32 protein-coding genes, 3 tRNA genes and 1 other RNA gene are annotated in these 26,477 nt (G+C 50.9%); 28 read left to right on the top strand and 8 right to left on the bottom strand.

The features are described 5' to 3' along the window. The first annotated feature begins 41 nt into the window (after positions 1 to 41). Positions 42 to 1,133, top strand: a complete 1,092-nt coding sequence (locus tag HMPREF3039_RS01770) for an adenylyltransferase/cytidyltransferase family protein (protein ID WP_231863819.1) — start codon at positions 42 to 44, stop codon at positions 1,131 to 1,133. A gap of 24 nt (positions 1,134 to 1,157) precedes the next feature. Then, positions 1,158 to 2,306, top strand: a complete 1,149-nt coding sequence (locus HMPREF3039_RS01765) for an acyltransferase family protein (protein WP_067981847.1) — start codon at positions 1,158 to 1,160, stop codon at positions 2,304 to 2,306. Here the strand turns inward: HMPREF3039_RS01765 and HMPREF3039_RS13485 are convergent. After that, positions 2,303 to 2,626: a hypothetical protein gene (locus HMPREF3039_RS13485; RefSeq protein WP_167506712.1), complete on the bottom strand. Its 324-nt coding sequence runs from the start codon at positions 2,624 to 2,626 to the stop codon at positions 2,303 to 2,305. The genes HMPREF3039_RS01765 and HMPREF3039_RS13485 overlap by 4 nt on opposite strands. Before the next feature lie 248 nt (positions 2,627 to 2,874). On the opposite strand from HMPREF3039_RS13485, the gene HMPREF3039_RS01760 reads away from it, so the two are divergent. After that, positions 2,875 to 4,038 (top strand): hypothetical protein, encoded by a 1,164-nt coding sequence (locus tag HMPREF3039_RS01760; RefSeq protein WP_067569810.1) that lies wholly within the window; start codon positions 2,875 to 2,877, stop codon positions 4,036 to 4,038. Between the two features lie 404 nt (positions 4,039 to 4,442). On the opposite strand, the gene ssrA is transcribed toward HMPREF3039_RS01760, so the two are convergent. Next, positions 4,443 to 4,803: a transfer-messenger RNA gene (gene ssrA, locus HMPREF3039_RS01755) on the bottom strand. Between the two features lie 78 nt (positions 4,804 to 4,881). Continuing rightward, a tRNA-Arg gene (locus HMPREF3039_RS01750) sits at positions 4,882 to 4,958 on the bottom strand. Positions 4,959 to 5,171: 213 nt separating this feature from the next. Between HMPREF3039_RS01750 and HMPREF3039_RS01745 the strand changes: the two genes are divergently transcribed. The 6 genes from HMPREF3039_RS01745 (at position 5,172) to HMPREF3039_RS13480 (ending at position 11,643) form a co-directional block, all read left to right on the top strand. Then, positions 5,172 to 7,322, top strand: coding sequence for a RecQ family ATP-dependent DNA helicase (locus HMPREF3039_RS01745; RefSeq protein WP_067569812.1), 2,151 nt, complete (start codon positions 5,172 to 5,174; stop codon positions 7,320 to 7,322). A 164-nt stretch (positions 7,323 to 7,486) separates the two neighbouring features. Then, positions 7,487 to 9,202 carry a DUF4139 domain-containing protein gene (locus tag HMPREF3039_RS01740; RefSeq protein ID WP_147549509.1) on the top strand — a complete coding sequence of 572 codons (1,716 nt, stop codon included), beginning with the start codon at positions 7,487 to 7,489 and terminating at the stop codon, positions 9,200 to 9,202. Positions 9,203 to 9,275: 73 nt separating this feature from the next. After that, positions 9,276 to 9,368, top strand: a tRNA-Ser gene (locus HMPREF3039_RS01735). Between the two features lie 136 nt (positions 9,369 to 9,504). Then, positions 9,505 to 10,692: a tyrosine-type recombinase/integrase gene (locus tag HMPREF3039_RS01730; RefSeq protein ID WP_067569816.1), complete on the top strand. Its 1,188-nt coding sequence runs from the start codon at positions 9,505 to 9,507 to the stop codon at positions 10,690 to 10,692. Between the two features lie 263 nt (positions 10,693 to 10,955). After that, positions 10,956 to 11,447 carry a hypothetical protein gene (locus HMPREF3039_RS01725; protein WP_067569697.1) on the top strand — a complete coding sequence of 164 codons (492 nt, stop codon included), beginning with the start codon at positions 10,956 to 10,958 and terminating at the stop codon, positions 11,445 to 11,447. Continuing rightward, positions 11,401 to 11,643 (top strand): ribbon-helix-helix domain-containing protein, encoded by a 243-nt coding sequence (locus tag HMPREF3039_RS13480; protein ID WP_147549353.1) that lies wholly within the window; start codon positions 11,401 to 11,403, stop codon positions 11,641 to 11,643. Before HMPREF3039_RS01725 ends, HMPREF3039_RS13480 begins: the two co-directional genes overlap by 47 nt. An 11-nt stretch (positions 11,644 to 11,654) precedes the next feature. Here HMPREF3039_RS13480 and HMPREF3039_RS01720 read toward each other — a convergent pair whose 3' ends face one another. After that, positions 11,655 to 12,122, bottom strand: coding sequence for a super-infection exclusion protein B (locus tag HMPREF3039_RS01720; RefSeq protein WP_197457871.1), 468 nt, complete (start codon positions 12,120 to 12,122; stop codon positions 11,655 to 11,657). An 87-nt stretch (positions 12,123 to 12,209) separates the two neighbouring features. On the opposite strand from HMPREF3039_RS01720, the gene HMPREF3039_RS13475 reads away from it, so the two are divergent. Continuing rightward, positions 12,210 to 12,473 (top strand): hypothetical protein, encoded by a 264-nt coding sequence (locus tag HMPREF3039_RS13475; protein WP_067569694.1) that lies wholly within the window; start codon positions 12,210 to 12,212, stop codon positions 12,471 to 12,473. On the opposite strand, the gene HMPREF3039_RS14580 is transcribed toward HMPREF3039_RS13475, so the two are convergent. Then, the gene (locus tag HMPREF3039_RS14580) at positions 12,433 to 12,576 is read right to left on the bottom strand and encodes a DUF4177 domain-containing protein (RefSeq protein WP_343124310.1); all 144 of its coding nucleotides are present in this window, start codon (positions 12,574 to 12,576) and stop codon (positions 12,433 to 12,435) included. The two genes, HMPREF3039_RS13475 and HMPREF3039_RS14580, sit on opposite strands and share 41 nt — an antisense overlap. A 129-nt stretch (positions 12,577 to 12,705) precedes the next feature. On the opposite strand from HMPREF3039_RS14580, the gene HMPREF3039_RS01710 reads away from it, so the two are divergent. The 14 genes from HMPREF3039_RS01710 to HMPREF3039_RS01650 all read left to right on the top strand — a co-directional run bounded on the left by HMPREF3039_RS01710 (position 12,706) and on the right by HMPREF3039_RS01650 (position 20,420). Then, positions 12,706 to 12,921, top strand: a complete 216-nt coding sequence (locus HMPREF3039_RS01710; protein ID WP_067569692.1) for a hypothetical protein — start codon at positions 12,706 to 12,708, stop codon at positions 12,919 to 12,921. A gap of 8 nt (positions 12,922 to 12,929) precedes the next feature. Next, a complete protein-coding gene (locus HMPREF3039_RS01705; RefSeq protein ID WP_067569690.1) occupies positions 12,930 to 13,268 on the top strand; it encodes a hypothetical protein in 339 nt (112 codons plus the stop codon). Further along, a complete protein-coding gene (locus tag HMPREF3039_RS01700) occupies positions 13,268 to 13,651 on the top strand; it encodes a hypothetical protein (protein WP_067569688.1) in 384 nt (127 codons plus the stop codon). The genes HMPREF3039_RS01705 and HMPREF3039_RS01700 overlap by 1 nt, the downstream gene beginning before the upstream one ends. A gap of 10 nt (positions 13,652 to 13,661) precedes the next feature. After that, the gene (locus tag HMPREF3039_RS01695; protein ID WP_067569687.1) at positions 13,662 to 14,096 is read left to right on the top strand and encodes a hypothetical protein; all 435 of its coding nucleotides are present in this window, start codon (positions 13,662 to 13,664) and stop codon (positions 14,094 to 14,096) included. Beyond that, a complete protein-coding gene (locus HMPREF3039_RS01690; protein WP_082770024.1) occupies positions 14,057 to 15,079 on the top strand; it encodes a recombinase RecT in 1,023 nt (340 codons plus the stop codon). The genes HMPREF3039_RS01695 and HMPREF3039_RS01690 overlap by 40 nt, the downstream gene beginning before the upstream one ends. A 1-nt stretch (position 15,080) precedes the next feature. Next, positions 15,081 to 15,770 (top strand): lambda exonuclease family protein, encoded by a 690-nt coding sequence (locus HMPREF3039_RS01685; protein ID WP_067569683.1) that lies wholly within the window; start codon positions 15,081 to 15,083, stop codon positions 15,768 to 15,770. Further along, on the top strand, positions 15,767 to 16,126 hold the full coding sequence (locus tag HMPREF3039_RS01680; protein WP_067569681.1) for a PDDEXK family nuclease: 360 nt from the start codon (positions 15,767 to 15,769) through the stop codon (positions 16,124 to 16,126). Before HMPREF3039_RS01685 ends, HMPREF3039_RS01680 begins: the two co-directional genes overlap by 4 nt. Next, positions 16,110 to 16,376, top strand: coding sequence for a hypothetical protein (locus HMPREF3039_RS01675; protein WP_067569679.1), 267 nt, complete (start codon positions 16,110 to 16,112; stop codon positions 16,374 to 16,376). The genes HMPREF3039_RS01680 and HMPREF3039_RS01675 overlap by 17 nt, the downstream gene beginning before the upstream one ends. 6 nt (positions 16,377 to 16,382) lie before the next feature. Then, positions 16,383 to 16,562, top strand: a complete 180-nt coding sequence (locus tag HMPREF3039_RS13470) for a hypothetical protein (protein WP_067981682.1) — start codon at positions 16,383 to 16,385, stop codon at positions 16,560 to 16,562. Beyond that, entirely contained in the window at positions 16,559 to 17,299 is a 741-nt protein-coding gene (locus HMPREF3039_RS01670; protein ID WP_067569676.1) for a hypothetical protein, read from the top strand. The genes HMPREF3039_RS13470 and HMPREF3039_RS01670 overlap by 4 nt, the downstream gene beginning before the upstream one ends. Further along, complete coding sequence (locus tag HMPREF3039_RS13465) at positions 17,283 to 17,642, top strand: hypothetical protein (RefSeq protein ID WP_147549350.1); 360 nt, start codon at positions 17,283 to 17,285, stop codon at positions 17,640 to 17,642. The genes HMPREF3039_RS01670 and HMPREF3039_RS13465 overlap by 17 nt, the downstream gene beginning before the upstream one ends. 306 nt (positions 17,643 to 17,948) lie before the next feature. After that, a complete protein-coding gene (locus HMPREF3039_RS14575) occupies positions 17,949 to 18,911 on the top strand; it encodes a DNA cytosine methyltransferase (RefSeq protein WP_082770023.1) in 963 nt (320 codons plus the stop codon). A 2-nt stretch (positions 18,912 to 18,913) separates the two neighbouring features. Then, complete coding sequence (locus HMPREF3039_RS01655) at positions 18,914 to 19,702, top strand: hypothetical protein (RefSeq protein WP_067569670.1); 789 nt, start codon at positions 18,914 to 18,916, stop codon at positions 19,700 to 19,702. After that, entirely contained in the window at positions 19,683 to 20,420 is a 738-nt protein-coding gene (locus tag HMPREF3039_RS01650) for an ATP-binding protein (RefSeq protein ID WP_067981679.1), read from the top strand. The genes HMPREF3039_RS01655 and HMPREF3039_RS01650 overlap by 20 nt, the downstream gene beginning before the upstream one ends. 106 nt (positions 20,421 to 20,526) lie before the next feature. On the opposite strand, the gene HMPREF3039_RS01645 is transcribed toward HMPREF3039_RS01650, so the two are convergent. The 3 genes from HMPREF3039_RS01645 to HMPREF3039_RS01635 all read right to left on the bottom strand — a co-directional run bounded on the left by HMPREF3039_RS01645 (position 20,527) and on the right by HMPREF3039_RS01635 (position 23,322). Continuing rightward, positions 20,527 to 22,134 carry a hypothetical protein gene (locus HMPREF3039_RS01645; protein WP_067951868.1) on the bottom strand — a complete coding sequence of 536 codons (1,608 nt, stop codon included), beginning with the start codon at positions 22,132 to 22,134 and terminating at the stop codon, positions 20,527 to 20,529. 47 nt (positions 22,135 to 22,181) lie between these two features. Continuing rightward, the gene (locus tag HMPREF3039_RS01640) at positions 22,182 to 22,505 is read right to left on the bottom strand and encodes a hypothetical protein (RefSeq protein ID WP_067571829.1); all 324 of its coding nucleotides are present in this window, start codon (positions 22,503 to 22,505) and stop codon (positions 22,182 to 22,184) included. Positions 22,506 to 22,803: 298 nt separating this feature from the next. Then, positions 22,804 to 23,322: a hypothetical protein gene (locus HMPREF3039_RS01635; RefSeq protein ID WP_067571827.1), complete on the bottom strand. Its 519-nt coding sequence runs from the start codon at positions 23,320 to 23,322 to the stop codon at positions 22,804 to 22,806. Between the two features lie 111 nt (positions 23,323 to 23,433). Here HMPREF3039_RS01635 and HMPREF3039_RS01630 point away from each other — a divergent pair, with 111 nt between their 5' ends. The 4 genes from HMPREF3039_RS01630 to HMPREF3039_RS01615 form a co-directional block, all read left to right on the top strand. After that, on the top strand, positions 23,434 to 23,925 hold the full coding sequence (locus tag HMPREF3039_RS01630) for a terminase small subunit-like protein (RefSeq protein ID WP_331711084.1): 492 nt from the start codon (positions 23,434 to 23,436) through the stop codon (positions 23,923 to 23,925). 33 nt (positions 23,926 to 23,958) lie between these two features. Then, positions 23,959 to 25,305 carry a DEAD/DEAH box helicase family protein gene (locus tag HMPREF3039_RS01625; protein WP_067571822.1) on the top strand — a complete coding sequence of 449 codons (1,347 nt, stop codon included), beginning with the start codon at positions 23,959 to 23,961 and terminating at the stop codon, positions 25,303 to 25,305. 47 nt (positions 25,306 to 25,352) lie between these two features. Continuing rightward, a tRNA-Arg gene (locus HMPREF3039_RS01620) sits at positions 25,353 to 25,426 on the top strand. A 194-nt stretch (positions 25,427 to 25,620) separates the two neighbouring features. Next, positions 25,621 to 26,477 (top strand): phage portal protein family protein (locus HMPREF3039_RS01615; RefSeq protein ID WP_147549499.1); only part of this gene is annotated, 857 nt, incomplete at its 3' end.

Genomic DNA, 26,477 nt, shown 5'->3' with positions numbered 1-26,477 from the left:
GCTTCTTTAGGCTTCCGCCGCTACATTTATATATTTAAACCATGATTACTAAAATTTTTGTTTCCGGCTTTTACGATATCATCCATGCAGGGCATATTCAGTTTTTCCGTGAAGCCCGGTCATTGGGGGATTACCTCATCGTCTCCTTTGCATCCGAACAGGTACTCTGGGAAAGCAGGCGTAGAAAACCGTCCATTCCGGATGACCATAAAAAAGTAATTCTGGAAAGCCTGTGCATGGTGGACAAGGTGGTATGCGGAGAAAGCCTGACACCGGGAATGGACTTTGAACACGTTTTTCTCAAAGAGCGGCCCGATATTTTGGCCGTTACGGAAGATGACTGTTACGGCGATCTTAAAAAGGAATTATGTGCACGGACCGGAGCTCGGTATGTGGTGCTTCCCAAAACGCCTCCCTGCCCGGAACCAATTTCCACCACCCAGCTTGTGAACAGAATCAAGGCTCCGGCCAGCGTTCCGCTACGCGTGGATTTTGCAGGAGGCTGGCTGGACGTTCCCCGCCATGCGCGTCCCGGGGCATACATTGTCAACTGTGCTATCAGCCCGTTTGTTTCCCTGGATCACTGGCCTTATGAACTCCGTGCCGGACTGGGGGGCAGCGGAGCCTGGGCCATGCTGCAGGGCAGGGACCCCGTCCAGTCGGAGCTTGACCTGGGAGTAGGCTGGCAGGACCCCGCCGTGATTGCGGAAACGGGCTTGTGCGTCTGGAGATCCGGCCCGTCTCCTGTGCTGGATATCAAGAGTACCGGTGATTTTCTGGCGGGCAGAATGGCGATTTTTCACACCGGGTATGCGCATGATACGCCGGGAATGGCTGACGGCTGCAGAAATTATGACCGCATAGCCCAGTCTTCCCTGATCGCCCGCGCCGGCGTGATGGAGCGCAATATTCATGAACTGGCTGCCGGCGTGGCGCTGTACCACAGCGTGCAGCTCCAGGAAGGCATGGCTCCCCTCCCGGTCGTAGGAGAAGAGCTCGCCAAAAAATATCTGGGAGGCGGATTCGGCGGATATGCCCTGTATTTGTACGCCTCCCCGGAGGACAGGGATGAGGCGGTACGTCTTCATGATAGCATGAGAGCCGTGGAACCGTTTTGTAAAAGTCCGTTCTGATTATTTTCCGGAATGAAAAGGTGCATGATTGGCGAGTGCGGGGCGGAGCGGGAACCGGAAAAGGAACCGGATTCTTCCGTGGCCGCTGTGCTTGAACCTGTTTCCGGAAAACCCCCGCGGGAATGCTGGCTTGACCTGGGCAGGGTGCTGGGGTTGTTCTTCATCGTTCTATTCCATGCTTCGGGAAACGGCATGGAATTCCCGCTGTTCTTCCAGAGAGTGCCTTTTCTGTTCATGGCAGCGGCCTACTTTGTGGGACGCAGGAAAACGTTCGACTGGCGGCATTCCCCGTGCAGATATATTCTCTTTTATCTGGCGTGGAACGCCGCGGCTTGTCTGGAAGCGTTCTTCAGGCATTTGATTTATTTGAACCTGGGTTATTCAAGTACATGGGACTGGAGCATGCTGCCGTGGAAGCTGACGGGAGTCGGCACTACCTTTCCCTACGACGGCCCTCTCTGGTTCTTGAAATACGTGATGGTCCTGAGCCTCCTTTCTCCGCTTTTGTTCACGCTCAGAAAAAAGAATCTGCTGATTCCTTTGACGATGGCCGTTCTTCTTTCCGTTGTGCTGTTTCCCCGGATCAATATGCTGTTCTCCGATCCTCCCAGAGTTCCGTGGGCTGACTCCCTGGCCTTTTTCATGCTGGGCTTTTGCGTGTCCTCCCTGACACTGGGAGATATCAAGCTGTTTCTGAAAAAAAACGTGGTTTTTTCCCTTCCGGCATTGGCGGCAATAACGTGGATGAACTCTCATGGAATCATCTCTGCGGAAAGCCTTCACACCATGCTTTTCTGGGTTCCGGGAATTCTGGGGCTGGGATCCCTGTGTGTTCTGTTGTCGGAAAAAGTTCTCTTCAGTAAAATTGCCAGGGCATGCGCGCCTCTCTTTTTCTTCATCTACGCCGTCCACTGCCTGGTCTTGCCCTACATGATGCCGCTCCTGTCCGGCATCCTGCCTTCCGGTCTTCTTCCTGCCGCAGCAGCTACGTTCCTTATATTTGCGGGAGCCTTCTTTCTTCATCAATGGGTAGTCCGGCATCATCCCGGCTGGGAGTACCTGATCTTTGCCCAAAAGCGGAAAAAGGCGGCGACCGCCGGAAGGGAGGAGGAGATGTGTGTCGCTGGCACCGGCTCTCTCCGTTCCGGCCCCATCAATGAAACCCGCCTTTAGCAGACTTCCGTTTTTTCTGCGGCCGCCAGGTATGGGAAGGTTTTGTCTCCTTCAATGCAGAGGAGGAAAGCACCGGCTCTTTCCTCTGCCTCCAAATGCCGATCTGGCTGCTCTTCACCCAGGTTTGCCTTAATGGTATCAAGGTTGCCTGTTGGGAATTTGTCCGAGAAAGACAGATGGATTTCCTGTACTGGAGTATGGGACACCTTCACTAGGGCGGCTGTTGTATTCCCTGTTGAGGACTGTTTTTTCATGCCAACATTCCATACGGGATGATATTTTTGTGGAACAGGAAGAAACTTTTTTTGAAGTGGTTTCACTCTTGCCGTTTTATCCAACGAATGGGAAACATTCCTTGTATGGGTACGAATGGATCAGACCAAATCAACACAGGATGATAGGAAAGCCCTCCTGAAAACTGTCTAAACAATTGTTTCAACTGTTAAAGCAGTCACACTCAAGGAGGACGCAGGCTTTTCACCAGTCAGGATTATTCTGAGTTCACGATCATGGACGGGACGGCAATGAAGTTGTTCAACTACTTTGCAATAAACAACAAGAAATAATCATGAATAGCATTAATACAATAAACGGAGTTCTGGTGGCAGCGCAGAGTGATTTTATCGGCCATGCGGAGAACAAAACCATGCATCTCACAGAAGAGGAACGGGATGTCTGGAATGCTAAGGCCGATGCTTCCACCCTCTCCGGTAAGGTGGATACGGGCACGTTCACGGCTCACGAAACCAACGTCACACTTCATGTAACACAGGAGGAGCGTGAGAAGTGGAATACGAGAAATACGAAGGGGGCGATGGTAGCTACTCAGGATGGGCTTGACGAACATACTGAAAACACGGCCATTCACATTACCTCCGAAGAGCGCGATCGGTGGAATAACACTCCCGAATTGGACGCTGCTGGAAATATGGCGCTTGGGGGAGAACTGACGGCCGCGGGAGTCATCAACGCCAACGGCGGGGTAAACATCCCCGTAGCTCCGCCAACCCCCATGCATGCAGCCCGGTTGGTGGATGTTCAGCGGTCCGTACTGGCAGGCATAAATTATTACCGCCCATCTGTAGCCCTGGTGTCAGCCCGCCTGGGGACAGTGTTTGACCAGATGCGCGGATTGAACTTTGGCTTGCCGGCATCTCCCGTACGCGGTATTTCCGCAGTCTCGGTGAATACGGACACAAGCACGTATGCACAGTCTAGGCCTGCAATTATCAAGATCACGTTGACCCTTCATCAATGGTGTAACACCATGATTTGCGTGTCCAATGCAGCTGACATTATCGACAGTATTGACAGCCCTCTGTTGTCATCTGGAGCGATTGCTCAGCTATCTATCAATGAGGAAGATGCCAATAACGCATACACCATATATGATTCCACTGGCTCAGTCGTTGGACAGGGCACACTGCCGCGCAGTTTAAAGGGGCATAACGTAGTAGTGGATTACTATGTAGTTGTATGGCGTGATCGAATTTATTTTTACCAAGGCGCTTGCTGGACTAATCGAGAGAGCCAAATTCCCGGCGACTCTTACGAATTGCCCTTGTACTTGGGATATGTGCCAAGAGATGGCTATTACGGCATGGTTAATCTAATTATCGCCAAAGGAACCAATGCCCATCAGTGGGGACAATCTCCGGCAGGCGTCCTGCAAAGTATCACCGAGTTTCGTTTGGATGATGCAGGTGTGTTTTTCCCTAATTTAAATGATTGATTAAGATATATCAAAAGCACAAATACAGATATAATTCACAGAACCAGCTTGGTGAGATAAGATGACCATGGCTGCTGTATATCGGGATACGGCAGGATATGCCTATACAAACCGATGCACGCAGGACAATATGCCTACCGGTTAGAATCCGACTCCCGAGTCGGCCGGACTTCCGGCACAAGCACCTGGGAACGAAAACCCGGCCTCTGGGAAGGAGATGATATCAACTTCACCTTTGATGCAGAATTCAATCCATACAGGGGGACTTCTTTGCATTTCAATATGTTGCATGTCTGCAAGACAATGTTTTTAAAATCATTTCAGCGTCTTGCAATATGTCTTGAACTTTCAAGAAAACAACAACCGCAAGCACTGGTTGACAGCAGCTTGCGGTTGTTTTGAAGTGGTGGAGGCGACGGGAGTCGAACCCGTGTCCTGAAGGCCGTTGATACCGGCATCTCCATGTTCAGACGCATGTTGCTGCGTTTCGCGGCCGCTTCGTCATGCGCCAACTACGCAGGCTCGCTAGTTGCCTGTGGAAGTCTCGTGCGCTGCGCGGCAACCCCGCATTGCACCAGCCTGCTAAGCTTTCATCATCCCCTCTAGCAGGCGTTGAGGTTCTGACGCGGCTGAACTAATTAGGCAGCCAGAGCAAGGTCGTTAGACTCTGCATTTATTTTTTTAATCGGCTTTTTAGAAGGCCAGCCGATTAACCTTCACATGCAGCCAGCACCGCAGACTTCCAGTCGAAACCATGGCGCCCCCATATGTATTGCCGGTATAGACAAAAAATCCTGCCGTCGTGTTCAGGCAGGAATGATGTTTTACCGGATGTGATGCAAGTGGCACGCCCGTAGGGATTCGAACCCCAAACCTTCTGATCCGTAGTCAGACGCTCTATCCAATTGAGCTACGGGCGCTTTGACTTGCGTCGTTACCGCATAAGCGGTGAGAGAAATATAGATTTTTCTCCGGGAAAGTCAAGATGTTTGTGATGTGATTTGATAAAATAATCAGCATTTTCTTTTTTCCGGGGGACGGAATTTCCCCATGCCGGCCGGCTGGCATCCCGTCCTGATTATGGGGAAAGGCGTTGCGCGGCGGCGTGTCCTGTGGCACACTGCGGGGAGAAGATGAATGGGTTCAAGCTGATCAGATCGCCCATGGAGGCATTGAAGGAACACTTCGGGTTTTCCGGGCTGAGGGAGGGGCAGGACCGTGTGGTGGCTGCCATCATGGAGGGGCGCAACGTTCTGGTGGTGATGCCTACCGGGGGCGGCAAGTCCCTGTGCTACCAGCTTCCCGCCCTGTGCCGGGAAGGCGTATGCCTGGTGGTCAGCCCGCTGATTGCCCTGATGAAGGACCAGGTGGATGCCCTCGTGGCCAAAGGCATTCCCGCGACCATGATCAACAGCTCCCTGAGTTTCCCGGAACAGAAGGAACGCCTGTCCGGCATGAAGGAAGGAAGCTACAAACTGGTGTATGTGGCTCCGGAACGTTTCGGCCATGAGGGATTCATGCGGGCCCTGGCGGAGGTGGACGTGAACATGGTGACTGTGGACGAGGCCCATTGCCTGAGCCAGTGGGGGCACGATTTCCGTCCGGATTATTTGAAACTTGGCCGTGCGATTGAAGCCATGGGGCGGCCGCAGGTCGCGGCCCTGACCGCCACGGCTACGCCCCGCGTGCGGGACGATATTCTGGAGCATCTGCATCTGGAAGACCCTGTGACCATCGTGCGCGGTTTTGCCCGGGAGAACCTGCATTTCCGGATTACCGCGTGCGATACGCACAAGGAGAAGTACAAGAGACTGTACGATCTCGTAAAACACAACAAGACGGGAATCATTTACTGTTCCACCCGCAAGAAGGTGGAACAGGTGTATGAGGCGCTTTCCGATCTGGGCCTGAGCGTCACAGCCTACCATGCCGGCATGACGGACGCCCAGCGGGAGGAGGCGCAGAATGCCTTTATGAACCGTCAGGCGGACATCGTCATTGCCACGAATGCCTTCGGCATGGGGATTGACCGTGCGGATGTCAGGTTTGTGGCCCATTTCGAGATTCCCGGCAGTGTGGAAGCCTTTTACCAGGAAGCCGGGCGGGCCGGACGCGACGGCCGGGACGCTTATTGTGAGCTTTTGTTCAACCATGCGGACTTGAGGACGCAGGAGTTTTTCATTGAGGGAGTCAATCCCGGCGTGCCTCTTATTGTGGAGCTGTATGAGTTGCTGCGGAAGCATTGCAGCGCGGAATCCCACGAGGTGTCCTGGACTCTGGAGGAAATGGCGGAACGCCTCAAGTGCCGGAATGCCATGCAGGTGGGAGCGGCGCTGTCTGTCCTGATGCGCAACGGAGCCATCAGCCGCCATGATGTTCCGGGGCAGCGGGTGAAGCTGACCAGGGTGGCGGATCCGTCCATGAGCGGCCTGAAGATACCTTTGGACGAACGGGCCATCCGGGAGAAGGAGGTGCGCGACCGCGAGAAGCTGAAGGCCATGACGGAGTTTGCCTATTCGTCCGGATGCCGCCAGCAGTGGATTCTGAATTACTTTGGAGAGGAAGGGGCCGTTCCCTGCGGTCGCTGTGACCAGTGCATGGCCCTGGGAGTGGAGGAAGGCCAGGTGATGGGGGAGGAAGAAACCAGAGTTGTTCGGCAGGCGTTGAGCGGCATTGCACGCACTTCCGTCCGCCTGGCGGACGGTTCCTGGCAGGGGCGCTGGGGCAGGACGAAAGTCATCCAGATGCTCAAGGGGTCCAAGTCCCAGGATTTGTTGAAGACGTCCCTGGTCCGTCTGAGTACGTACGGCATTCTTTCATCTTGGAGTGAAGACGATATACGCCAGTTGTTCCGCGCCATGCAGATGGCGGGCCTCACTAAAATGAGCGGGGAAGCGGACCGCCCCCTGATTACCCTGAGCCCGAAGGGGAACGAGGTGATGATGGGCAGGCAGGAGGTTTCCATGATCTGGCCCTTCGCCCGCAGGAGCGCTGCCCCGGAACGCAGGGGGCAGGCCAGGGTCCGCGCCACGGGGGATTTGGCCGCACTGGGAGAGTTTGATGAAGATTTATTCATGAAATTGAAAGAATTGCGGAATGAACTGGCCCGGGAAGCCGGAATACCCGCTTACGCGGTTTTCCACAATTCCACGCTGGAGGCCATGGCCCGGCTGAAGCCGACTACGCACCGGGGGGCCATGAACATACACGGCATCGGGGAGCGGAAGGCCGCGCGTTATCTGGATGATTTTCTGGAGATGATCGCCGAGCATTGCGGCGTGTAGGAGGTCGGTTTTTCCGCCTGCGCTCTTCTCCCGACGTCTCAAAAAGGGAAATATTTCCATTTTTATCCGTTGTCTGGCAACTGAATGTTACAATGGGGTTACATTTGCCTGCGGAGGGCGGTTGGAGGTTGATTTTCTGAAAACAGGCTGTTTAGTCTGTATTCATGAAAACAGACAATGATACCATGACTGGTGCGGGGCGTCTGGTTCTGGCCGCCGGGGCCGGACTGCTTCCATTCTTCCTGTTTGGAACTTGCGGCTGGGCTTCCATGCCTGACGCTACTTCTGGAGAACCTTCACTGCCAAGTGTAAAGATGGTTCCCAAAAAGCTGGCCCTGTTCAAGAACGGTTACGGCACGGTGACACTGGAAGGGAAGACGGCGGAAGGCTCCTCCATGGAGCTGGCCGGGCTTCCCACTCCCTCCTACGGATCATTCTGGCTTTCCGCAGAGCAGGGCGTTTCCGTCCGGGAATTGATCAGCAGCAGAGTGAAGGTGACCATTCCCAAGTCGAACTATGACAGGAGCGAATTACTTGCCGCTAATGCCGGAAAGCTGATAAAAGTCACCACGGCACAAGGAGGAACGATTATAGGAAGAGTGGTGGAGCCTGCGAACAACAAGGTCCGGGAATCCCACCGCCCCAATTTGATGGGTTCTCTTTCTTCTCCTGTGGAAGATGGCCGGGACATGTACAGGTCTTCCTTTGCGGTGGCGGGAAGCATTCTGCTGCAGACGGAGACCGGACATGTGGTGCTTCAGGAAGCGGCGATTCAACAGGTCGAGTTTCTGGAAACGGATATTTCCTTTCCCACCTGGACGACGGACAGAACGCGGTTGGTGATGAACCTTGAAAAACCGGCTCCGGGAAAAACGGTGACCGTGAACAGCCTGTCTTCCGGCATCAGCTGGCTGCCCACCTACCGGGTGGAGCTGGGTGCGGAAGGACATGCCCGGTTGCTGTGCAAGGCAACGGTCATGAATGAACTGATGGACCTGGACAAGGTGGATATGGAATTGATTTCCGGCTTTCCTCGCCTGGCGATGCCCGGGCTGCCTTCTCCCATCTCCATGAAGCAGAACATGAGCGCCTTGTTTGCCGCCCTGGGGTCTGAAAAACCCGGAACGGAATACGCCCGGTCCCTCATGGACAACTACATGAGCCAGGCCCGCACTCCGCAGCCCGTATTCACCATGGAGAAGGCCACGGCCATTGATCCGGGAACCGTCAAACAGGCGGAGGATTTGTTCTTCTACTCCCTTCCGGATTTTTCCTGCAAGTACCGGGAGACGGTGACCAGAAACCTGTTTGGCGGCGATATTCCCTACCGCCATATTTATACGTGGGACATTCCCAACCAGAAGGGCCTGGCGGAATGGAACCAGAACCGCGATCGCGGGGCGGCGGCTTCTCCGCTGGACGTCTGGCACTGCATTCAGTTGACGAATGGCTTGAATCTGCCCTGGTCCACAGGAATGGTGGAATTCGTTTCCCAGGGCAGGCTTGCCGGGCAGAGTACGCTCACCTTCACCAATCCGGGAGAACGTGTCCTGGTCAGGCTGAATAAATCCATGGAAACCATGGTTCATGTCTCGGAAGAAACACTTTCTACCGAACCGGTGAAGGTGAGGAGCTCCAGCTACCAGAAACACACCGTAAAGGGAACCCTGACCATGAGGAATGTTTCCGGCAGGGACATGGAATTCCAGGTAAACAAGAACATTATCGGGACTCCGGAAACTGTTTCGGGAGAAGGAGAAATGTCCAGCCTTCCAAACTGGAACCGTTCCCTGAATCCTGACGGAAAATTCCAGTGGAAACTCACGCTGAAGCCGGATGAGAAAAAGGAACTGGAGTATCAATATACTTATCTGGATTAATTCCTGCCCGTATATTTATGTATTGACATCATTTGGAGTAGTGTGTACCTTCTCTCCCACACATTACCCAGACGGAGCGGTGGCTGAGAGGCTGAAAGCACTCCTTTGCTAAAGGAACGTACTGGCAAAACCGGTACCGAGGGTTCGAATCCCTCCCGCTCCGCCAGCTTTTTATCACGCTAGAGCACGGAAAGCCTGATTTTATAAGGATTCCGTGCTTTTTCTTTGCGCCATATTACGCCAGAAAACGGAATGCTTGCTGTACAAGTGGCTGTACAAGTTTTAAAAATTGTACAGTTCGCATGGCAGGGATTATCAAAAGAAGTAATAAATGGGTGGCCGTCTTCAAGACGCTCGACGGTAAAGAGATCAGGAAAACTACCCGTGTCGACGTGGTCCCAAAGGTTATTCCACCCGGGACAAATAAAAGAGCGCTCATAGCGCAAAACGAGGCCAGGGCTCGTCTTATTGCCGAGGAGCTTGAGAATGGACACAAGACCGGCTTTATTGACTCGCAGCGGCTCAAAGCTATAGCTGGCGGAGATGTTCAGGCGGCCAGCCTTGGCAGAAAGGTTGTGAGCGTTGGGGCGTATCTCCATGAATGGTTGCAATCACGATCTGGCAAGATTCAGGCTTACGAAAGAGACGGGAAGGCCGTCAAGCAGTTTATTTTGTTCTTGAGGAACGATGGGGGACAGGCAATAGCATCCATCAATAAAGACACCGTGAGACGATTTGCGGAGACAGAAATGGAGCGCGTGTCATCCGGTACAGTCTCAAGGTATCTTGAATCTCTTTCCTGTGCGTTTAACCAGGCGGTGGAAAAAGAATTGATCATCTCCAATCCTTTCAGGGGGGCTCGACTGGATAAGAAAAAAAAGCAAGACGATAAACAGGAGCGTAGTGCGTTCACCGTGGAAGAGGTGAAAAGACTGGTGGAGATTTTGCCGGGGGAATGGCCGGATATGATACGTGTATGCCTTTATACGGGCGGCCAGCGTCTTGGAGACATTGCCACTCTCAGATGGGAGCAGGTGAATCTGGAGGGCGGCTTAATCTCCATGACCTCGCAAAAGACCAAGCGGCGTATGAACAAACCAATCATCGGGCCGCTGAAAGAGATATTGAAAGAGAGGGAAAAGTATTCCATCAATGAATTTGTGTTCCCCTTGGCCGCCATGAAGCATGCACAGGGCGGGGGGAAGTCCAGCAAGCTCTCTCTTGAGTTTACCGGACTACTGAAAAAACACGGCATGATTTCTTCCGGGGAAAGGAAAGTGCCAGGCGATAAGCGTGTGCTGTCTGAAAAAAGCTTCCACAGTTTGAGAGCCACCGCAGTGACGATTTTAAGACTGGCAGGCGTGCCGGCGGACTTGTGCCGTTTCATTGTAGGGCATGATTCTGAAGAGATTGAACGGGTGTACTTTCGGCCCGATTCGCAGGATGTCGTTCACGCAATGGAGGAAATATCCAGCAAGATTATTTTGTAATCCTCACGGAGGAATTTGTCATCACCTGAACGGATAATTGAGGAGAAAGCGTCTCAATGGATGTCACAAGACATCAAATCTCATGGAAAAACAGGAATTTCTACCCCCCCCCCCCCCTTTGTAATGCTTTAAATTATAGGGAGTTAAGAGAAAAAATATCAGCAAGAAAGGGTTACGTCTATGTCAGGTAACGTAATGCTTGTATTTTTCTTGCTGGCTGTGCTTTTTGGGGCCACTTGTTACGGCCTGGGCATCGTAGAAGGTTGTCGGAGAACCATGAAGAGGATCTTGAGAAATATCACTCAAAAGGAGGAGAAAAAGAAATGAACTCGTCAATCTCTTCGTTTTCCCGTTCCGGCATCAAAGATGACTTAGGAATCCATATCAAGATGTGTGTGCCTACTTATCTCCATTACGCTCTTAATACTAATGATGGGAAAAAGATCGTGAAGAGCTCTGATATGATTTTTGATGAAAAAAATGTAGAAAAAATGAAAAATAGTATTGACTGGTGGTTAACCACCGATTATGGTGAGCACATGCCAAGTCAACGGAAGATAGACAAAAAACAGATTTCAGTATGGATACCAATCGTCCTCTTCCGAAAATTTCAAAAGAGAGCAAAAGAGCTGAATATGACCATGACTGAAATCATTACCGCTTATTTGGTTCAACAAACTCAAAATGTAATTCTTACACCCGAAGATTATGAGCACATCGCCAGAGAAATACGAGAAAAAGCAAATAACAATTAACCTCCCTATTGACTTATTTGAACAGATAAAACTGATTGCACGGAAAGAACAAAGATCTGTTTCCGGACAAGTAGTTTTTTTGCTCGCAGGTGGTGAACCACCTAAAACAAAACGCATTAGGAAGGAGCGAGTTTTTTTACCTGTGGGTGGTGAACCACCTTTTGAGAAAAATGAACAGAAGAAGGCGAAACGATAATTATGGATTACTTATCTCAGCAAGTTGGGATTATTTTTGAGATACTCCCAGGCAACATCGGTGATGTTGACGTCAAAACCGGACACGATACTTCCGTACCAGGAAAGTCGAATAAGAATGCCGGCTGCTATCAGACCATTTACGATGCCATCCCTGTCATCAAATCTCTGTGTTCGGGTATCGAAGCAGATATATCTAGCCAGAACATCTTTCTCTTCTGGAGTGAGAGCATGGAGACGCTTGATCACCTTTTTACGGGATTTTGCCTTGGAGCGAGAGGTTTTGATAGTGTTCCAAGCCTTTTCCAGCAGGGCGCAGCCGGAAATAAGGAACACGAATCCCGCAATATCGCGGTAATCATGGGGAGAATAGCTGATATGCAGGGCCTCAAGAATGCTTTGAGGAGCGAAAAGATAAACTGCCGCTGCGGAAAAGATTATGCCTGCATAATTGCAAGCGAATTTAAGCAGTTCTGCCAAGTATTGGAAAAAAATCATGAACCCAGAGGATAGGCTTAAACGGATGTATAGACAATAGCCTTTACATTAAAACCAATAAGAAGAAACATGAATAAAGAACAAACGATAGTCAGCCTCCTTATTGAGCTGGATAAAATGCTCAAAGTCGAAACCCACGAGGACGCCAATCCATGCTTCAGCATCAATGAGCCTGAAGACAAAATTCTCCGGGCGAAATACGCAGGGAGAATTTACGGAGCCCGAAGGCTTTTAGGATTGAGCCTCGAGTCCCAGCCCGGAGCATTGTTTCCCGACAAAGAAAGGGATGCGTTTACCGATCTTGTTGAGAAGAGCCAGGAACCTCCCGCTTGAACAAGAACACTAAGGAAGGATCGCCGTGTAATTTTTCGGAAATAGGATAAATAGCCGACACAAGTTCCCATCCATCTTTTCCTTGATTGTTAAGAACTTCCATATGCTTTTCCCATACGTCCTTATTATGATTTACTGCCAAGTATGTATATTCGAATTTAGCCATAACCAAGCAATAACAATTTTACATTAAACTATCAATATCAAATGCCCCGGTACGAAGAATTTAGCCATGAACCGTTCAAAGCCGAAAGGCAGGGGCTCCATTAAAGAAACAATCATGATCATCGAATACGACTACGAAGACCGCTGCATCCGGATGGATGGAGAGTTTATCACGCTGGACGAGGCGAGTGGCTTGCTGGGAGCTTTGGAGATTGCCATTGACCAGTGGGAAGCGGACCACACCACCTGCGAAAATCCCGACGGCCACAACGACGAATTTTAACCAAAGCCATGAACGGGAACGGAAAAACGATAGCCAGTCTCGCGGATGCCTTGGAAGTGCTGTCCGGAGTGCTGAGGGAATTGGCGACCACTCCGATTCCTCCCTCTGCTGAGGCAGCGAGCGTCGGAATGAATAATTTTGTTCCGGTAGATGAATTCGGAAGCGCGAAAGATTGCGCTGAACGGTTTCACTACTCCGTCAGCGGCATTACTCCTTATTTGGCGGAGGGGGTGAGGCTGGGGAAAATTACCAAGATGACGCCTGTGAACAATCAACGAGGAAGGAAGGGCGAGGCGCGCTTCAACATGCGCGAAGTTAGAGATTTTCTCTCCAACCAATCAAAATAATGAATACACATCAACATATTATCGACCGAGGCCCTTACAAGGGCATGGTGGAAACTATCACTGACAATCCCCATCCAGCCAAGACGGCGCGCTGCTACATGTGCGGCGAGTCTTTGACGGCCGCTTCTTCCTGGTTATCTCTCGTAGGCGACCATCAGGACGGCGTATTTTGCTCCCGCTATCTGTGCCGTCTATGTGCTTACGAACGCCTCAACGGAATTCCGGACGACGCGGAACGGTGCTGGAACTACACGCAGGCCGCCCGATCAACAGATCGCCTCGCCAGAGTCATCATTCATTTGGTGATGGAGAGCGTAGTGGTTGCCGCAGGGGCGAGCGTCTTATTCGCCTTCTTTATCCTTATTAAAAACCTTTTTAACTAAAACAAACACCATGCAAAGAAACGAATGTAAGCCCGGAACGGAAGTCATCATCCGGGGAACAATTAAGGAAGATGACGGAACCAATATAATCCCTATCCTTGTCACTATCCACGACAACGAACACGAAGAAAAAATTTTTTTTGAACCTTCCTCCCTCGAACCCGTCGCGCCGAAGTATGACCCGAAGAGAGAATTCCGCAAGGGGGATATTGTGCGTTTTGTGGGGAGAGGTAGGAAAAATTATCTCTTATCTCCAGATAACATGGAAGAGTTTACCGTGCTTGAAGATGAAAGACATGAACAGGTTCTTGTCAAATGTTGCGAATACACGGCCTCTTTTCATTTTGCTGACCTCGAACTTATAAAGCCCATTGAGGAAATAAAAGCAGCACCGCGAATCCTTGAATGCCTAAAAAGGCAGTTGGCCGGGGTCAGTTGGCGCTGACTCCCGGCCTTGTTACCCTGAACCATGCAAAGATTATGAGTAACGAAAGTACAGATAAACTAGATTTGCCCCAGGCGCCAGTTCCGAAAAAGACACTCTACGAAATTGTGATGTCCGAGGACGTGAAAACACACATTACGCAGTTTGTGGAGGGAATGATGACGCCGGAACGATGCATAAGCATCTTTTGGAATTGCTGCCAGAAAACCCCTCTCCTTCAGCAATGCGCCCCTATTACCCTGATTTCCTCGCTGAAAAACTTGTTGCTGATGCGGTGTGAGCCGGACGGCATCCACGGCTATCTTGTGCCCTTTTGGGTCAACGATAAGAGAACCGGCAATTCCATACTGACTTGCGCCCCGGTGCCTTCTGCCCGCGGCCTGATGCGTATGGCCCGCTCCAACGGCGTCACCAATCTCAACATTGGCATTGTCAGAGAGGGAGAGCCGTTTTCCTGGCGGCTGGATGACGGCAAGTTCACCATGGGCCATATTCCGGGCTGGGGTGATAATGAGGACCCTATCAGGGGCTTTTATTGCACCTGGACGGATAAGGATAGCTACCTGCATGGAGAGCGCATGAGCTTGAAAGCCGTGGAAGAGATAAAAGGCCGCTCCAAGTCCAAAAACAAGAAAGGGGAGATTGTAGGCCCTTGGGTGACGGATTTTGGTCAGATGGGCCTAAAAACGGTCATCAAGCGTGCATCCAAGCAATGGGATTTGCCTCTGGTTATCCAGGCCGCAATGCAGGCCGCCGACGATCAGGAATTTGAGGGAAATATGCGGAACGTAACCCCCGAAAAAACGGACGGTCCAGCCGAAGGGGAAACCCCCTGGAACAACGCTCCGGCCCCTGAAGCATTCCAGAATGACCAGCCGGAAGCCCTGCCGGAACCGAAGCCGGAAGGACAAGACGATCTTATTCCCGGATTGAAGATGCCCGCGCCGAAAGAAACCGCAACCGTCAACATGGAGGATTATTGACATGAGCCTTTCGCCGAATTGTATCGTTTATGAGAACGTGCCGCAACGTTCGGAGGCGTGGTTCAAGCTGCGCTCCGGCCGCCTGACAGCCAGCAATTTCAACAGGCTGCTGACGCCCACGGGCCGCAAGCCTCAACCCCGGACCAACAAGGAAAGGGGCCCGTGGGGCAACCTTATCATTGAATTATGCTGCTCTTTCCTCCGCCCTGATGAAATTACCTTTGAAGGCAATTTTCACACGGACCGCGGAGAGGCTCTGGAAGCTGAAGCACGGGAAGAGTTTTGCAGAATAACCGGCCTGACCGTAAAGGAAGTGGGATTTATCCTTTGCAAAGATGGACCAGTTGGTTGCAGTCCTGACGGGCTCATTATTGACTGGAAAGGCAATTACATTGCCGGGCTGGAAATCAAATGCCCTCTTTCCAAGAATCACGCCCTTTATCTGCTCAACGGCGTTTTGCCGGACGACTACCGACAGCAAGTACATGGCTCTATGGCTGTGACTGGGTTGCGCACATGGTATTTTGTCTCCTACTGCCCCGGCCTGCGTCCTTTCATCCTCAAAGTTAAATGGGATGAATACACGGACAAAATCAAAAATGAGCTGGACGAATTCAAGGAAGAATACCGGAATGAGTATGATCGCATCATGCCGCTAATCCGGCCAGCCGTAGAAGGGAGGGTGGCATGAGGACCAGGGCAAGAGCGATCCACCGTCCCGGCGTGATGAACAAGACGGAAGCCGCCTATGGCTTTTATCTGTCCGACCTTCAGAACAAGGGAGCAATCCGGGAATTCAAATTTGAATCCGTCAAGTTAATCCTTGGTAAAAGATGTTCCTATACGCCGGATTTCATGGTTGTACTCCCGGACGGCACCCTTGAATTCCACGAGGTGAAAGGCTTCTGGCGCGACGATGCCAGGGTAAAAATTAAGGCGGCTGCCGACAAGTTCCCCTTTGTCTTTTTGGCCGTAAAACAGACAAAAACGGGCTGGGAAATCGAAGTCATTCAGGAAGGAGAGCAGATCAATGAAAGCCGACCTTGACGCACTCAACGCCATTTACGGCACCCGGTTCTGGATTGGTCAGGAAGTCACGTTCATGTTCTGCAAACGTCCGTGTAGATGTACCGTTATTGGTGCAAAATTTGGAAGGTGGCTCCATGTAGAGAACAAAAACGGCGAGTATGTTTGCCACCCTTATGACGCCTACCCCGTGATCAATCTGTCCGGCGTTGTCACCTTTGACGGCTGGATCGTGGGAGCAAACGGAAAACTCAAAATAAAGAAAGGATAAATTTAAATGGAATCTACATATAAATTCAACTGCAATATACAACAAGGAAAAGTTATCATAAATTTAACATTGAATTATGAATCAAAAGAAAAAGAGGAATTGTTTGGAATTGCTCTTATGCTTAGAGAATCGGCAGGTTATTTAGAATCTGTTGGAAATCAGATGCAGGAAGGAGGTCAGCAATGATCAAAGAACGTCCTATCCTCATGTCCGCGCCTATGGTTCGGGCTATCCTTGCCGGGGAAAAGACACAAACGCGTAGGCTTGTTAAATCGAGAAACGATTTAAGCCGTTACAATAAAGTATTTGTCCTCTCTAAAAATGAATACAACACAGATATTGCGACTGAATTCAAGGTAAAGGTTGTGGCTAAAAAGCCCATGGCATTATTCTTCAAGAATTTCATCAACGACCTTGATGTTGAATGCCCTTACGGAAATGTCGGCGATCAGCTTTGGGTGAGGGAGACTTTTTTCGAGGTGTACAATGATCAATTCCAGCCCACCGGGAAATATTGCTACGCCGCCACTCACCAAGGTTATGTAAATGTCTTGGACGACGACGGAGGCATCAAAATTAACAAAGATGGTTCGGATGCGTCACCATGGAAACCCAGCATCCACATGCCCCGGAAAGCATCCCGCATCCTTCTTGAAATTACGGGAATCCGTGTAGAGAGGTTGCAGGACATTTCTTGGGAGGATTGCGAATCTGAAGGCATCTTGCAAAAGCAAGAACACGATTATACGGTTTATTTCGACTACTTGAAAAACGATTACTTGGCTTCAAATCCAAAAGAATCCTATCAATCTCTTATTGAAAAAATTAACGGCCCGGAAACATGGGAGAAAAACCCGTGGATGTGGGTTGTGGAATTCAAAACTATCGAAGTGAAAGGAGGCTCGCGTGAAAATAACGCCTGAAAAGAAAGCTATCCTCGCTTACGGAAAAGCCCGTGGAATAGTGGAAGAACGGCTTAGTATTTTAAACGATGCGACAATTCGCGCGAATATCGAATGTGGCGAATTGGACAGAAAAGAATACAAAGAGCTTTACGATATTGACGAAGCCATCCGCGACGCTTGGAAGAAACGGGCCGCGTGCAGGGCATGGAATCCACCGGAAGGACGGGATTGCCGTAATTGCAAATATTTTAGACTGCCGGAAAGACCCGGCACACCTTGCTATAATTGTCCCGGTTTATACAATCAAATACCTCATAACTGGGAGCCGAGAAAGGAGGGCGAAAATGAAACTGACGCCTGAGCAGAAAGCTTTTTTCGAGTACGGTCAGGAATACAAGGACATGATGATATGCCGCTGGGAATACAACGCAGGCGTATGTGCCAGGATTAACCTTGAAGCTCGGATTCGGCGCGCCTGGAAGATGCGGGCCGTGTGCAGGGCGTGGACCATCCCATCAGCAGAGCGAATCTGTGAGAACTGTACCCATGAAGGAACGCATCCATTAGAGACGCCATGTTTAGACTGCTTAAGAAATCAGTCCGTATATTGTGAAGAGGGAGGCAATGCGGGAGATGGCGATTACTGGGAGCCGAGAAAGGAGGGGGAGTGAATGAGCTACATCTTTTCGCGGGCGCTGGTGGAGGAATATTGGGCAGCGAATTGCTCGGAATCCGCACCGTCTGTGCCGTCGAGATCGAACCCTACCCAGCAAGCGTACTGCTCGCCCGGCAGAATGACGGACTACTCCCGCCTTTCCCGGTATGGGATGACGTACGCACCTTTGACGGACGACCATGGCGCGGCCTTGTTGACGTGGTATCTGGAGGCTTCCCGTGCCAGGACATTTCCTCTGCGGGAAAAGGCGCCGGCATTGATGGGGAGCGCTCCGGACTCTGGCGGGAAATGCACCGAATTATCAATGAAGTACGACCTCGCTACGCATTCCTGGAAAACTCACCTTTGCTTGTGGGACGAGGCCTTGCCAGAGTCCTCGGTGATCTTGCCGAAATCGGGTATGATGCGGAATGGCTTGTGCTGGGAGCGGACGATGTGGGAGCCCCGCACGTCCGAAAGAGAATCTGGATACTTGCACATGACCCCCACGCCAACGACTTGCAACGCCCCCAACAAGGGGAGCCATTCATGGGGCCCAAAGTTCTTGCTGGATGTAGCTTCAACAGGTTGGATTCCGGGGATGATGTTTCCGAGTCCCCTTGCCTCGGATCACAAGAGACGTGGCCCGAACAGCAGGCAACAGGGATTGTCCGAATTTGTCCGGATGTTTCCAACGCCCAGCACCAAGGGAATGTGCGGAGGGAGCGGCAGTTTCCAGAAAATGAAATCCTTGGAATCCGAGGGGGTTGTTACGACGGAAGAACGGAAACAAATGACTGCGGGGAATGGTGGTCAGCTGAACCCGCCGTGGGTCGAGTGGCTCATGGGGTGGCCGCTAGAGTGGACCGCCTTAAAGCCATTGGCAACGGACAAGTTTCGGCAGTGGCAGCAACTGCATTCCGGGTTCTGCTCGGCAGATTGATGAACTACAATCCTCAACTGACGCTTTTTTGATTATGGCTGGAGACTGGATAAAAGTAGAACACACGACGCCCGACAAGCCGGAAGTGGTAAAGTTGGCGGAAATACTGCACATGGATGACCCTGATTTTGTATTGGGGAAACTGTGGCGGTTTTGGGCGTGGGCAGATGCCAATACTCAAGACGGAATCCTAAAAACGAAATATGCACATATCGACCGGGTTGTTTATTGCCCCGGATTTGCCCGCGGCCTTGTCTCCGTTGGCTGGTTGCAAGGCCGTGAAGGTGCCCTTGTAATCCCCAACTTTGACCGCCACAACGGCAATTCCTCCAAGGCGCGCGCCTTGGAAGCGGAAGCAAAACGAATCCGGCGATCTCTGAAAGACCAATCCGACAACGTTTCCGACATTGTGTCCGACAAAAGTCCGACATCATGTCCGACCGTTGTCCGACACAATGTCGGACCAGAGAAGAGAAGAGAAGAAAGTAATACTACTACAACTACAACAACCGGACGCGAGGTCTGCCAATTTCCGCAGGACGTTTCCGAGGTTGACCGTTTCATGGCCGCTCAAGTGCTGCATCCACTCGGAGACGAGCTTTCCCGGTGCGCCGAGCGGTTTTTCAACGAGCAATCCGCCGTTGGATGGCGGAACAAGCACGGAGTCCCCTTGTCGGACTGGCGGCCCCTGGCCCGCCAATACGCCGCCACATGGGCGCGTAACAACCACGCCGATTCCGGCTTGAAACCCGCAAATACTGCGGGAACTACATCAAAATCAACACCTAAACCCTCACGAAGAGATGACTTCTGGAAAGACTGACAACCCCATTGACGCCCGACAAGCCCTGAAGAGCGCCAGCATTGAAAACATCCTTGCCTCAATGGAAGCGCTCGCTGCCGACGACGGAAAAAGCATCGAAGAATTGGAAGCCGAAGCGCTCGCTGCCGAAAAGCAGCGGGAGGAAGAACGCAAGGCAACATACGAACGGCTGGGCCTAATTGACCGCGGATTCCCGCGCCGGGCCATTGATTGCCTCGACGAAGTAACCGGAGAACCATGGAAGAAGGCCCTCCGTGATGCCTACCGCCTTGTTTTGACGCCTGGAAGCATCATTGTACTTAATGGACGTTACGGCACCGGGAAAACGGTTTTAAGCACGTTTCTTGCCCGCCTCATGTACAGGCGCAAGAAACGCGTCCTCTACTCCAAGACGTATGATTACACCATGGCCATCCGTGAGACGTTCAACGGCGGCGGATCGGAATCTGCCGTCATGGCTCGCTACAAGGCGCCTTACTTGCTTGTGCTGGACGAGTATCACGAGGTTAAAGACACGGACTTTACAGGCCCGGCCCTGGAACGTCTGATTGATTACCGGCACCAGAACGGCAAGCCGACAATCATCATTGCCAACTACAACCCCGCCATCCTGGAAGATCGTTTAGGCCCAGCCATTGTTTCCCGCATCCATCTTTGCGGAACCATCATCACGTGTGACTGGCAATCGTACCGGGAAATTAACCACCACCCCAACTAACCCTGGAATCTCGTATAGGGTAAGGCTATCGCCGACGCCGTTGACTGCATTTGATCCCATAAAAAAGGAGCCCTTCCAGTGAGGGCTCCTTTTTTTGCCGCGGCTGTCAATGGGAGTCAGGATTGCTTTTCACAGGATGTTCCGTGATTTCCTGCGGCGTGTTTTTGCCGTCCGTGGATTTTGAGTTGCGTCCTCTTTTGTCAAATGAGGGGATATTTAATTTTCTCCTGATTTTTCCGATGACTTGTATTGATATGCCCGTTTTATCCGCAACATTTTTGTCAGTCATTGTTCCCAGTAAGGCGATTAAATCTTTATTCTGTTTTATTGTGTCTTCTAGGTTTTTTTCCTCACGCAATGCCGGTATGTTCATTTTTATTCTGATTCTTCTTACGGCTTCGGAAGAAATATCAAATTTTTCAGCTATTATTTTATCATGATTTTTTCCTATCATGGATAAAAGTTTTTTGCGATCTTTCGGTGTAAGTCTATCTAATTTGTTCTTGCTGAATGGTTCAATGTTTTGTTCTTTTCTAAATTTTATAATTGTGTATATGCTGTACCCTGTTTTTTTTGCAATACTTAAATCAGATGTTTTTCCTAATAAATCAAGAATCATACTTTCGTCTTCCTTCTTAATGGATGCGTTTGAAATTTTAATTCCTAGTTTTTTACGATACTGTTTTACGTATGAACACGGTATTCCAAATTTTTCCGCTATTACTTTATCAGGTTCTTTTCCGAGCAGTGGCAGTATTTTTTCTTTTTTCTCTGGAGATATTCTATTTTGAGTGAATGATTTAATTCCTAAATTTTTTCTAATGAAGCATATTCCTGCTCTGGAATAGCCGAATTTTTCTGCAATTACCGTATCAGGAGCCTTGCCTAGCATCTTAATCAGGTCTTGAGGATAGTTTTCTTCTTTATGTTTTTTAGTGTACCTTTTAATCCCTAATTGCAGGCGTTTGTAGCGGACAGTTGATATTTTAATTCCAAGTTTTTCCGCTATTACTTTATCAGGTTCTTTTCCGAGCAGTGGCAACATTTTTTCATATTGCTCTGGTGATAACATATTGATTTGACGGAATGCGTCAATTTTTAAGCTCTTTCTAATGAGAGCTATTTTTGAATCTGAACAACCGAATTTTTCAGCAATTAATGTATCAGGTTCTTTTCCGAGCAGTTTCCGAATTTCTTCATATTGTTCTGGTGATATTTTACTTTGACGGAATGATTTAATTCCTAAATTTTTTCTAATGAGGGCTATTCCAGTTTTTGAATAACCGAATTTTTTAGCAATTTCGGCATCAGTTTCTTTTCCAAGTAAGTCAATTAGTTCTTTTTGATCAACTTCTGGTACGGGGAGTTTTATGGCTCTGTAGATTCCAAGTTTTTTGCGTGTTTGATATACTGTTACTGCGGGTATTCCTAGTTCTTCCGCAATTGCTGTATCAGTTTTTTTCCCAAGCAGTGGGAGCATTTCTTGATATTGCTCGTCAGTTATGGTGAGGCGTATTCTTTTTTCTTTGTATTTTTCGTGCAATAATTCCATGAGTAATGACATGGAAGGGGGCGTTTTTTGTTTTCCGCTCAACCATTTCCAAATGGTGTCTTGCGTCACGTGCATCATGTTTGATGCTCTTCTAACGGCGGAAGTGCGGCTAAAGAACTTGTTTTTGTTCTGCACCCAGTCAATGAATTCTTGTGCGGTCATAGTATGAAAAAAAAAGGGGCGGTGGTTGACCGCCCCATGAAATTTATTTAGCGAACTTCTACACGGGAAGGAGCCTGGGACCAGTTAAGGTTTTCTCCTTCTATTTCTTCGCCAGTCATTTGTTCAAAAAGCATGAAGATTTCAACCTTGTTTCCTTCTGCATCATAGCCGGGAGCGGACCATTCTTCCATGTAACTGCCGTCTTCGTATTTATCGGCGTAGGAACCGGGGAAAACACGGCAAGTGCATTCCATCTGGCCTGTTGCGTAGTAGGTTTTGCCGTCGAGTTCGTAGCTGCCGAATTCATGTTCAAGGTTGGACAGATTGATTTTTTTTCCGTCTTCCGTGATGATGATTTTGTTTTCGTTCATTGTCTTGTTCTTTCTAGTTTTGTTGTTTGGATTGTGTCTTCGTTCGGTCCCTTACCTCCCGTTGACAAGATCAAGTTACTATAAAATTTATAGTAACGCAAGAAGAAAATGAAAAAAGACGGAAAAAGTTGTCATTCCGTTTTTTCTTGCGGGTTGACGCAAAATGTGAGAAAAGGGATTTGTTCTTTCTAGAACTGTCAGCCCTTCGGGGCTGTGGATTGAAACGATCGTAAGATCAAAAAACGAGCGGAAACGCTTATTCCCTAAGAAAAGGGCGGTTCTTCGGAGCCGCCCTTTTTTATTCTTCCGGGTAATCAGGGAGGGAAAGCAACTTCCATCCGGCGCCGTTCCCTCTACCCATTTTGCGGAAACGTCCCGCCGCACAAACTAGGAGTCCATATACTCTTTTACCCTCTTTTTCCCCATACCTGTTTATCATGTAGAGTTTGAGGTTCCGCGCGGTGATTTCCTCTCCTTCAGGAGATTCCAAGTGCCAGACTTTCGCATGGCAGTTGGTTTCAAATTTTCCCGTTCGCGGATGTTTTCGCGGGCCGGGAACGCCTCTATGTTTGCAAGCTTCAAGAAACGCCTCAGACATGATTTTTCTGCCCTTCTGCCCTATTTTTGCACATTCAGTAGAGCAAAATCTCTGATGCAGCGCCTTCCTGGAGCGGAATGCCTTGCCGCATACAGGGCACGTGAAAGTCTCCCAGACTGCAGCATAATGCGCCTGGAGGCATGCACGGGAGCAATACATCCTTTTCCTCGCCTTGTAGCGGGGCGGAATATCCTTGCCGCATATAGCGCACTTTTTCATGACAACTATATTTTTTCAAAAGGCGAATAAATCAAGAACAAACAAACCACTTGATTTATTTGTCTTTCTCCCATTAGATAAAGCCGCAGGAAAAAGAAGTCCACATCAACAATAAAGCGCCCTCCTGGGCGCCCAAGTCTATATACTGACGAATTAGCTCAAGAGATAGTCTCAAGACTGGCCGCAGGGGAAACGATGAAATCCATTTGCTCCGCTGCTCACATGCCGGAAGTCTGGACTGTTTGGAATTGGCGGGAAACCAAGCCGGAGTTTTCCAAACTCATTCAACGCGCGCGGGAAGCTCAGTCGGAATCCATGCTCGATGATTGCCAGGCCCTGGCGGATGATGCGGCGAGAGTTGCCCTCGACCCGGAATGCGGATCGGCTTCTGTCGCGGCGAAGAAGCTCGCCATTGAAACGCGCCTGAAAGTCGCTGGCCGTTTCGCCCCGGAGAGATTTGGGGAACGCGTCCGGCAGGATGTTGCCGGCGTTCCCGGCGCGCCGCTTGAACGCAAAATAACCCTGGACCCTGAGCAGCTCGCCCAGCTCCAAGAAGACGAGAAAACCGCGCTGGAAACCATCGTCGGCAAACTCCATCCTTAACCAATCAGGACACGCATCCCTGTCAGCTTCTTCTTGCGTCACATCCTCCGCCTGGAGCCCTATCCCTGGCAGGTGGAGGCCATCAAGGCGTTGTCCCTCGGCAAGCTGACCTTGGGAGGGAAGAGTGTCGCCCTCGTGGCTCCCAACGGATCCGGCAAGACCTCCAACTGCATCGCGCCGGCTATCCTGTACTTTCTCGCCTGCTTCCCGCGGGGGCAGGTCCCCGTCACATCCTCGTCATGGATGCAGGTGGAAAAGCAGCTCTTCCCGGCGCTACGCCGCTATATGGATAATCCTTTTTTCACCGGCTGGACATTCAACAAAACGGAAATCCGCACGCCGGAAGGAGGCTTTGCTGTGGGATTCTCCACCGACAACGCGGGCCGTGCCGAAGGATGGCACCCGAAAATCTCGCCCGACGTGGATCCCGTCTTTTACGTCCTCGACGAAGCCAAGACCATCCCGGACTCCATCTTCACCGCGGTTTCCCGCTGCACACTCTTCAACGCGTTCATCACCTCGTCGCCGGGGGCTGATTCCGGTACCTTCTACGACTGCTTTCACAAAAATTCATCCCTCTACTACAAAATCCGTGTCAAGTACGAGGACTGCCCTCACATCGAGATCAACGATCCGGGCAAGGCCGAACGCCTTAAAAAAGAATACGGCGAGCAATCATCCTTTTACCGTTCCGCCATCCTCGGGGAATTCACCGATCTCGACGGCCAGTCCGTCATTTCCCGGCGCGCCCTCATGGAGCTGGTCAACAACCCGCCGCCCTTCCTCGACACCGGGGAGACCTGTGGCGGCTTTGACTTCGCCGCCGGGGGCGACGAAAATGTCTTCGCGGCCGGGCAAGGCAACCGTTTTTTCATTGCCGACCATTGGTCGGACCCGGACACCGTAGGAGCGCGCGGACGGTTCCGCAGACGAGCGTCCGAGCTTGGCATCCCCGCCGACCGCATTTTCGCGGACGGCGACGGGCTGGGACTCCCCCTTATTGACGACTTCCGCGCTGAGGGCTTCCCGGTGCACTCCTATCGGGGCGGCTTCCCGGCCGATGATACGCAGGCCTTTGTCAACCTCCGCGCCCAGGCATGGAGAGCATTGGCCTGCGGCATCGAAGAAAAAGAGCTCATCCTCGACATTGACGAGGACACCATCGAGCAGCTGGTCGCTCCCCGCCTCCAAACAGACGCAATCGGACGTGTCCGCATTGAAAGCAAGGAAGACATGGCGAAGCGCGGCGTTCGTTCCCCCGACCGGGCCGACGCTCTTGTTATGGCATGGCATGCGCGGAAGAATAGTGGCCTGACAAGGCAGCTTGGAGCGTATTATGTCACACGGGCGAAAAAAAAACGTTCCATCGGCAGGTATTAGGATTGACAATATATCAACATATCTTTATGTGTAGATATGTATTCAATCGCAGGGTAGTGAAACGGTATCACGCGGGGTTCCTGTCCCCGAGTCGGAGGTCTAACTCCTCCCCCTGCAACCAATCTTTTCCTCCATCCAAGCTGCAGGTTAGACGCCGTCAAAAACATTATCAACGCTCCCAAGCTGGTCGCCCGTCAGGATGCCAGGATTAAAGAGCTGGAGACAGACCTTGCGAGACGAGCCTTGACGGACCGCAGCAGGCTTCCGGGCCGCCCGCAATGGTTTGAGTATTGGGACCCGCTTCAGGGGGCGGGTATGCAGACCCTCATTGACGCCAGAAATGAAGCCAGAAGGGGCGCTTTTGCCCGCCAAATGCTCATATGGGACGAGGTCATTTATTCTGACGGCATGCTTGGGATGCTCTACTCAAGGATGATCGAGAGTGTCTCCATGCAAGGATGGAAGATTGATGCCGCCAATGACAGCGCGGAGGCTCAGGCGCAGAAAGCAGCCCTGGAAGACTTTTACAACTCTATCAATGGGCTTCAAACAGCATTTGGACAACTAGCCTCCGCCGTGTTTTACGGCTACGCCCATTTGCAATTTGTGGAGGATGCGTGGGGCAGGAGATTTGAATTCATCCCCCAGCGTTACTGGGTACGGCCCGGCGAATTGAACAACTGGCAATTTAATCCGCAGGTCCACATCGGTGTCGACACCGGGGAAAGCGTGGAAGATGAAATACTCGTGGTGATGGAACATCCCTATCCCATCTTGTTCCCCGCATCCCGCGCCTCATTTGAGCGCAACCATGCCAAAATAACCTGGGACAACCATATGGATCGTTACGGGTCTGCTCCCGTTATCATCACGGCTCCTAAAGATGCCAGCGCCGCCGTCATGGACGCGCTTGAACGCGCCTGCGATGAGCTCAAGTCCGGCGCCTCCGTCGTCCTGCCTCCGGGGTGTACGGCAGAGCCCCTGAAAGCCTCCGCCATCAACGAAAACTATTTTCTTTCACGCGTCAACCTGGCGGACAAGGATCAGGTGCGCTTTGTAATGGCTGGAACTCTGACCGTCCTGAACGAATCGGGATCGGGCACGCTGGCCGGCTCCGCTCACACCGATAGCTGGAATTCGGTGGTCTCTGCGGTCTGCAGTAAAGTAGCGGA

It is taken from the genome of Akkermansia sp. KLE1798, from assembly GCF_001580195.1.
Classification (GTDB): domain Bacteria; phylum Verrucomicrobiota; class Verrucomicrobiia; order Verrucomicrobiales; family Akkermansiaceae; genus Akkermansia; species Akkermansia biwaensis.
This window is presented reverse-complemented; position numbering and strand designations above follow the sequence as displayed.